We start from the raw sequence: 7299 nt of genomic DNA, 5'->3' as shown, positions 1-7299 counted from the left end.
CGCGCAGGAGGTCCTCGACCGCGCCGGCCGGCGTCGGCGGGCGCGCGTCGCCACGGCCGCGGGCGCGATGGTCCTCGTCATCCTGGGCGGCCTGGCCGGGATGCGGTTGGTGCGCCACGACGACTCACCGCCGCCCGTCCTGGGCTCGCCGACCCCGCCCGCTTCACCATCGCCGGACCCGATGCTCACGCTGGACTGGTCCCGCGTGACGATCAACCTGAACCACATCGTGCGGGACACCTGCCCCGAGGTGACCACCATATTCGCGCCCATCGAGCAGGATCTCGTGGCGGGGCCGGTCGATGGTTGGCCCAGGGCGCAGTTCCAGCCGTCGAAGATCGCGATCGGCGATCTGACCGGCGACGGGCGCGCCGAGGCGGCACTCACGGTGACCTGCTTGCCCGGTCCGGAGTCCGACGACATGGTGCCCGCGGTGCTGATCGTCGGCATCGAAGGCAACGAGCTATTGGGTCTGGCCTGGCTCGAACGGCCCAAGTCCATCGTCGCCAAGACGTGGATCGACAGTGGCGTGCTCTATGTGGACCAACGCCCGCACCCGTCGTCGCGGGCCTGGAAATACGAATTCGGCAAGGTGCCCGGCTGGCGCTTCCAGGGCTCCCAGCTCAGGCTCGTGGAACCCGCCCGGTATCCGGCGGTGACAGAGCTCGGCGTGGCCTCCGTGGAGGGCCAGACTCGCTGCGCGAATGTGGACCCGAAGCCCAGGGTCACGCCCTATCTGGTCGGCAAGTCCGGCGCGTACTACCAGATAGAAATGAGCGATATGCCCGAGCCGGTGTTCGCCGAGTTCGGCCGGACCGGCCGGCCATACATGGTGCTGCAGATCAGCTGCCAGTCCCCATTGCTGGTCGTTTTCGACCTGGTGGACGGCCAATGGCAGGCGGTCGCGACGGGCGTGCCCCGTCCCGTGATCTACCGGCACATGGAGGAATCGGCGAACGGGCTGATCGTGCGGACGGACCTCGGGGACAAGGCGACCGAGTACCAGCTGAGGGGAGACAAGCTGGTCGGGGTGACGGGGCCGCCCTCGTCCCAGCCGGACGGGGCGGCCCCGACGTCGTCGGTGCCGCGTCAGTAGCTGCAGCCCGAGGTGGGCAGGCTGGATGCGGCGGGCGGCGTGACTCCGTCGTACACCGCGAGCAGCCAGTTCTGCGGGCAGCGGCGGGTCGAGCCGGTACGGATGCCGAAGTGCAGGTGCGGGCCCGTGGAGTTGCCGGTGTTGCCCGTGCTGCCGATGCGCTGCCCGGCGGTCACCGTGGCCCCGTCGGCGACGGACCATGCGCTGAAGTGGCAATAGGTGTAGATGGCTCCATCGGTACCGGTCAAATTGATGCCCAGCCCGCAGAGGGTGTCATTGATCCGCACCACTGTCCCGGCGCGCACCGCATAGGCGGGCGTCCCGGTCGGCGTGGGCAGGTCGATGGCCGGGTAGTCGTGGTGCGGGTCGTCGTATTCGCTGCGCGGCAGGGTGCTCTTGGGGATCGGCAGCGAGTAGGTGGGCGTGGCCGAGGCCGTCGTGATCCGGACGGCGTCGGCGATGACATAGCCGGTGCCGCTGGTCCAGCGGCTCACGCCGACCACGTTGTAGTCGCCCGCGGCGAGGGAGAACGTGCCGATCCCGACCCATCGACCACCGTTGACCCGCTGGTTGACCCGTACGGTCTGGTTGCCACCCGCGGCGGCGACGACAAATGGGGTCGAGTCGTTGTAGCCGGCGTCGGCCGGGTACCAGATCTCGACCGAATAGTTCCCAGCGCTTGGGACGGCGAGTTTGAACCACGCCACATCGCTGGCGGTGGTGTTGGGCGGGGCGAAGCGGTAGTCCGCGCCGTAGCGCTGGGCCGACCACGTCGACGTGCCCCAGTTGGCACTGGAGACGAACCGGTCGGCATCGGCGTTGTCCACCGTGACCGTTGCCGCCTGTGCGGCCGTGACCGGGAATAACGACGTCGCCAGCACACCGCCTAACAAGAAGATCAAGAATCGCCTCATGGCAATTCCTTTCATCCTCGGGGGAAAGGTTGAAAGGATTTAACCAAACCGGGCGTCCATATCGATAGGGGTAGACGCCGAGTCACGTGACGCACACACTAGGGTCCGGCAAGCGGCATTCCCTACCTCCGACGTAGGCTTGCCTCGAAGACGCTTTTTAAAGGAGGTCGGACTACCGATGACCGTCCCCAAGCATGTCCAGCAGCTGGATCGGGTCGTCATCCGGTTCGCCGGCGATTCAGGTGATGGCATGCAGCTCACGGGCGACCGATTCACGTCGGAGACAGCCCAGCTCGGCAACGACATCTCCACCCTGCCAAACTTCCCGGCCGAGATCCGCGCCCCCGCAGGCACCCTGCCCGGCGTCTCGAGCTTCCAGGTGGCGTTCGCCGATTACGACATTCTTACCCCCGGCGACACCCCCAACGTGCTGGTGGCGATGAACCCCGCCGCGCTCAAGGCCAACCTGCCCGAGCTGCGCAAGGGCGCGACGATCATCGTCAACACCGACGAGTTCACCAAGCGCAATCTGCAGAAGGTGGGCTACCCGGGCAACCCGTTGGAGGACGACAGCCTCGCGGGCTACGACGTGCACCCGGTCGGCCTGACCAGCATGACGCTCAGGGCCCTCGAGGACCACCCGATCAGCAAGAAGGACGCCGAGCGCGCGAAGAACATGTTCGCCCTGGGGTTGCTGTCCTGGCTCTACTCGCGCCCCTACGAGTCGACGATGACGTTCCTGGAGCGCAAGTTCGCCGCCCGCCCCGAGCTGGTCGCCGCCAACAAGGCCGCGTTCTCCGCGGGCTGGAGCTTCGGCGAGACCACCGAGGGTTTCGCCGTGCGCTACGAGGTCAAGCCGGCCCAGATGAAACCGGGCCACTACCGCAACATCACCGGCAACACGGCCCTGGCCCTGGGTCTCGTGGCCGCCGGTGTCCGGTCCAAGCTGCCCGTCTTCCTTGGGGCATACCCGATCACGCCCGCCAGCGACATCCTTCACGAGCTCAGCAAGCACAAGAAGCTGGGCGTGACCACGATGCAGGCCGAGGACGAGATCGCGGCCATCGGCGCGGCCGTGGGCGCTGCCTACGGTGGGGCCCTCGGGGTCACCACCACCAGCGGTCCCGGTGTGGCGCTCAAGGGCGAGACCATCTCGCTCGCGGTCGCGCTGGAGCTCCCATTGGTGATCGTCGACGTGCAGCGGGCCGGGCCGTCCACGGGCATGCCGACCAAGACCGAGCAGGCCGACCTCAACATGGCCCTGTTCGGCCGACATGGCGAGGCACCGGTGGCCGTGATCGCCCCGCAGTCGCCCGCCGACTGCTTCTACGCGGCGATCGAGGCGAGCCGGATCGCGCTGACCTATCGCACGCCGGTGATCCTGCTGTCGGATGGATACATCGCCAACGGGTCCGAGCCGTGGCTCCTGCCCGAGGTGAGCGAGCTGCCCGACCTGCAGGTGTCCTTTGCGGACGGTCCCAACGGTGAGGACGGCAAGTTCTACCCTTACCTGCGCGACCCGCAGACGCTGGCCCGGCCGTGGGCGCCACCCGGTCTGGCCGGGCTCGAGCACCGCATCGGCGGCCTGGAAAAGGCCGACAAGACGGGCGACATCTCCTACGACCCGGCCAACCACGACTTCATGGTGCGCACGCGCGCGGCCCGCATCGAGGCCATCGACGTGCCCGACATCGAGGTCGATGACCCATCGGAGTCGGCCAATGTGCTGGTCCTGGGTTGGGGGTCGACCTACGGACCGATCGGGGCGGCCTGCCGGGCGCTGCGCCAGCGCGGGCTCAACATCGCGCAGGCGCATGTCCGCCACCTGAGCCCGCTGCCGGCCAACCTGGGTGACGTGCTGCGCTCGTACGACAAAGTCGTGCTGCCGGAGATGAACCTGGGTCAGCTCGCCCATGTGCTCCGAGCGCGATACCTCATAGATGTCGTCTCTTATAACCAGGTCCGCGGGATGCCCTTCACGTCCGCGCAACTGGAGTCCATGCTCGAGGAAGTGATCAAGAATGCCTAGCGCGCCGTTGCAGTTGTCGGCCAAGGACTTCAAATCCGACCAGGAGGTCCGCTGGTGCCCCGGCTGCGGTGACTACGCGATCCTCGCCGCGATGCAGGGCTTCCTTCCCGAGCTCGGGGTGCCGCGGGAGCGCATCGTGTTCGTGTCCGGCATCGGCTGCTCGTCGCGCTTCCCGTACTACCTCAACACCTATGGGATGCACTCGATCCACGGGCGCGCGCCCGCGATCGCGACCGGGCTGTCGGTTTCGCGGCCGGACCTGCAGGTCTGGGTGGTCACGGGCGATGGCGACGCGCTGTCCATCGGCGGCAACCATCTGATCCACGCCCTGCGCCGCAACGTGAACCTGAAGATTTTGTTGTTCAACAACAAGATTTACGGCCTGACCAAGGGTCAATACTCGCCCACGTCCGAGGTCGGGAAGATCACGAAGTCGACGCCCGCGGGTTCGGCGGACTACCCGTTCAACCCGATCTCGCTCGCGCTGGGCGCGGAGGCGTCGTTCGTCGCGCGGACGATCGACTCGGACCGCAAGCACCTGACGTCCATCCTGCGCGCGGCGGCCCAGCACCAGGGATCGGCGTTCGTCGAGATCTACCAGAACTGCAACATCTTCAACGACAACGCGTTCGAGGTGTTGAAGGACGCGGAGACGCGCGACGACTACCTGATCCGGCTGGAGCACGGGCAGCCGCTGACCTTCGGCAAGGAGGGCCAGTTCGCGGTCACCCACCCGGCGGGCAGCTTCGGGCTGACCGTCCAGAACACGTCCGAAGTGGACGGTTCGGAGCTGCTGGTGCACGACGCGCACCGGGACGACCCGGCCTATGCGTTCGCGCTGTCCCGGCTGGCCGGTCCCGACCTGCGGCACACCCCGGTGGGCGTGTTCCGGTCGGTGCAGCGCACGTCCTACGACGAGTTGGTGCGCGGTCAGGTGAGCAAGGCCAAGGAGAAGTCCAGCGGCGACCCCGAGCAGGACCTCACGGCCCTGCTCAACTCCGGCGACACCTGGACGATTCTGTAGTTTCGGCACGATGGGGCTCGGCCTGTCCGGCCGAGCCCCATTTTCAGCCGTGCATGCGGAAGTCGTACGCGTAGGCAGCGGTGCGTCGCTTCCGGCCGCCTTTTGATCACGCCTTCCACAGGCCTTCCCACGAGTCCTCACCCTCGCGCTGGTTGCCGACCTGCAGGCCCGCTTCGAGAATCCCCCCGGGCGCGGTCGTAGTCGCCGGTCGCGAGGTGTCCTCTCACGTTGGGTAATGGTTGTCTCAGCAACTCCCATCTTCCCAGTTCAGAGGACGCCTTCTCCATCTCTGTCCAAAATGGACACCAACCCGGTGCCGGTGGACTCAGGCTTAGGCTTTCATTTCTTTTTCTTGGTACCGCCGAACATCGCGCGGATGGCGGCGATGATGAGCGCTGCCCCGAGCACGATCCCGGTGATCGTCAATACGCCCTGTTCACTCCAGCCCTGCTCCATGCGCGTCCACACTTCCTTAACCTGCCGGCAACCACTACTGTCTACCTGCGATGAACCGGAAGCACCAGTTCTCGGCGCTGTCCGACCCTACCCATAGGCGCGGGCTTCCAGCCTTCCCGATCCGTCTCCGGGAAGGCTGAATCTTCAACAGCGTTATGGTCGGGTTCGTCAGGCGGGGGCTTCGACGGCTCCGAAGCGCACCGAGGGCTGGGCGATGTCGGGGTGCTCGACGGCGAGCGCGAGATTGGCCGCCTCCTGCAGGCCCATCTGCGTGCCACGGGCATAGGCGTCGTCGAAGGCGGCATCGCCCAGGATGGCCTGCGCGGCCTGCTGCTGCTCCTGCCAATATGACGCGAAAACGCCTGGGCCGCACTGCAATCGGGCGTGCGCGGCCTCTGCGGCGCCGAAGAGGGTCGCGCCGGTGGCGACCTCCCCACCCGCGATGCACCGCACCGCCATCGCTTTGATGGCAATGCAAGCCCTGCTGTGGAACCCGTACGTCATGCGCGAGCGCAGCGCGACGGCCAGGTGCTCATGCGCGGCGACCAGATCGCCCCGGCGCAGTGCCACCAAGCCCAGCAACAGGTCGATCGTGCGGCGGCCCCGCTCCAGCGGGCGCATCTGCTCGATGTGCCGGCTCGCGGCCAGCAGCTGCTGCGCCTCGTCCAGCGCGCCGCGCAACAGCATCAGCTCGGCCAGGTTGAACACCGCGAACAGCGCGTCAGCGGAGACGCCGTGCTCATTGGCCCACGCGATGATCTGGCCGCAGATCTGCTCGGCGTCGCCGGGCTGCCCGGCGTCGCGGATCGCTCCCGCCCGCCCGGCCAGCACCCGCACCATCAGACCGGGGTCTCCCGCGCGGCGCGCGGACGACTCCGCCCGCCGGCTGAACCGCATCTCCTCGGGGAACTCGCCGTCGGCCGCCGCCTGCGTCGCATGGATCTGGTACGCCCGTGCCAGCTCAGCATCCGGCATGGCTTCACCGGTCTCGGCCAGCCTGGCGTACAACCGGTACAGCCACAGCCGCCCCTCACGGGCCAGACCGCGCTCGCGCCACCACTGGTCCAGCTCGACGGCGACCCTCAGCCCGGCTCGCCCGCTGCCGCCCGTGGCGCACCAGCGCAGCGCGGCCCGCAGCTCATCGGCCAACGGGTCGATCGAGTACAGCGACAACGTCACCGGCTGCCGGTTGGGCCCGAGCCGCGCCTTCTCCAGCTCGCGCAGCGCCCACGCCACGTGCCGGTTGCGGGCCGCGCTCTCCTCCCCCGCCTCGGTCAGAGCGCGCGCCGCGTAGGCCCGGATCGGGTGCAGCATCCGATAGGTGATCCCGTTGTGCCGCTCGGCCTGCACCAGCGACTTGTCGACCAGCACGGTCAGCGGGTGCAGCGGATCCTTGCCGAACAGCCATTCCACAGAGGACAGATCCACCGCGCCGGAGAACACCGACAGCCAGCGCAGCAGCCGCGCCGCCTCCTCGGGCAGCGTCTTGTAGGACCATTCCACGGTCGCCTGCATCGTGGAGTTGCGCTCGCCCGCGTCCAATGCATACAGCGAGCCCAGCTCCGCACCCAACCGCAGGTCCAGCTCCTTGGCCGACAGCACGCGCAGCCGTGCCGCCGCGAGCTCGATCGCCAGCGGCAGCCCGTCGAGCCGGCCCGCGATCCGCGCCAGGTGTTTCTCTTCGGCCGCGTCGCCGGGCTGCCCGCCGCGCGCGGCCGCGGTCCGCTCGCGCAACAGCTCCAGCGCATCCGCCAGGGGCGGGATGCGCCAGACCAGCTCG

At 68.1% G+C, this 7299-nt stretch carries 4 protein-coding genes and 1 pseudogene; 3 read left to right on the top strand and 2 right to left on the bottom strand.

Translation table 11 applies throughout. From position 1 onward, the window contains the following. Positions 1-1096, top strand: a pseudogene (locus DM816_RS38805) (hypothetical protein); the annotation flags it as partial. Here DM816_RS38805 and DM816_RS44995 read toward each other — a convergent pair. After that, a complete protein-coding gene (locus DM816_RS44995) occupies positions 1090-2010 on the bottom strand; it encodes a golvesin C-terminal-like domain-containing protein (RefSeq protein WP_246002618.1) in 921 nt (306 codons plus the stop codon). The pseudogene DM816_RS38805 and the gene DM816_RS44995 overlap by 7 nt on opposite strands. A 178-nt stretch (positions 2011-2188) precedes the next feature. On the opposite strand from DM816_RS44995, the gene DM816_RS38795 reads away from it, so the two are divergent. Both DM816_RS38795 and DM816_RS38790 read left to right on the top strand, forming a co-directional pair. Next, positions 2189-4039, top strand: a complete 1851-nt coding sequence (locus DM816_RS38795) for a 2-oxoacid:acceptor oxidoreductase subunit alpha (RefSeq protein ID WP_117215476.1) — start codon at positions 2189-2191, stop codon at positions 4037-4039. Continuing rightward, positions 4032-5063 (top strand): 2-oxoacid:ferredoxin oxidoreductase subunit beta, encoded by a 1032-nt coding sequence (locus tag DM816_RS38790; protein WP_117215475.1) that lies wholly within the window; start codon positions 4032-4034, stop codon positions 5061-5063. Before DM816_RS38795 ends, DM816_RS38790 begins: the two co-directional genes overlap by 8 nt. 624 nt (positions 5064-5687) lie before the next feature. On the opposite strand, the gene DM816_RS38785 is transcribed toward DM816_RS38790, so the two are convergent. Then, on the bottom strand, positions 5688-7299 hold a 1612-nt coding region (locus tag DM816_RS38785; protein ID WP_425455334.1), incomplete at its 5' end, for an ATP-binding protein.

This window comes from Allorhizocola rhizosphaerae, from assembly GCF_003426775.1.
Taxonomy (GTDB): domain Bacteria; phylum Actinomycetota; class Actinomycetes; order Mycobacteriales; family Micromonosporaceae; genus Allorhizocola; species Allorhizocola rhizosphaerae.
The sequence above is the reverse complement of the archived record's forward strand: the minus strand, read 5'-3'. Positions and strand labels throughout refer to the sequence as shown.